Here is a 656-nt window from a genome sequence, read left to right on the forward strand (position 1 = left end):
CGCATGGCAGTCTCAAGAGTCAAGTGCAACGTTTAGCTAATCCAGCCTTCTCTAACTCTTTAGCCATTGCTTCCTCGGGGGAGTCCCAGCCGAGCGTCTGGCGAGGCCGCCCGTTGAGCAATTTGGCGATGTCATTGAGCTGGGTCTGCGAGAGCGTCGAAAGGTCCGTGCCCTTTGGCAGAAACTGACGCAGCAAGCCGTTGGTGTTCTCATTGCTGCCGCGCTGCCAAGGCGCATGCGGATCAGCAAACCAGATATCGATATTGAGCCGCCTGGAGAGCTCGACATGGCAGGCCATTTCCGTTCCCCGATCGTAGGTCAGGCTCTCGCGAAGAAAGGCCGGCAACTTCTTCATTTGCCGCGAGAAGCCTTCCAGCGCATTCTTGGCCGTACAGCCATCCATGCGGCACAGAATCACGAAGCGCGTCTTGCGTTCGACCAGCGTGCCCACGGCGGAACGATTAAACGCACCCTTGATGAAGTCGCCCTCCCAGTGCCCCGGCAACAGCCGTTGCTCGATCTGCTCGGAGCGATATTGGATGCGCAAATCCTCGGGAACATAGCTGCCGCCAGCAAGCGTCGTGCGCCGATTTCCGCGCGCCGGTTTTTCTTGGCGCAAGGCTGCGATCATGGCCGGTTTCAGCGAGCCACGTGCA

At 59.1% G+C, this 656-nt stretch carries 1 protein-coding gene; it reads right to left on the bottom strand.

The features are described from left to right. Positions 1–19: 19 nt before the first annotated feature. Positions 20–656 (bottom strand): IS30 family transposase (locus F6X37_RS35970; RefSeq protein ID WP_187614690.1); only part of this gene is annotated, 637 nt, incomplete at its 5' end.

This window comes from Paraburkholderia sp. 31.1, assembly GCF_014397645.1.
GTDB classification, from domain to species: domain Bacteria; phylum Pseudomonadota; class Gammaproteobacteria; order Burkholderiales; family Burkholderiaceae; genus Paraburkholderia; species Paraburkholderia tuberum.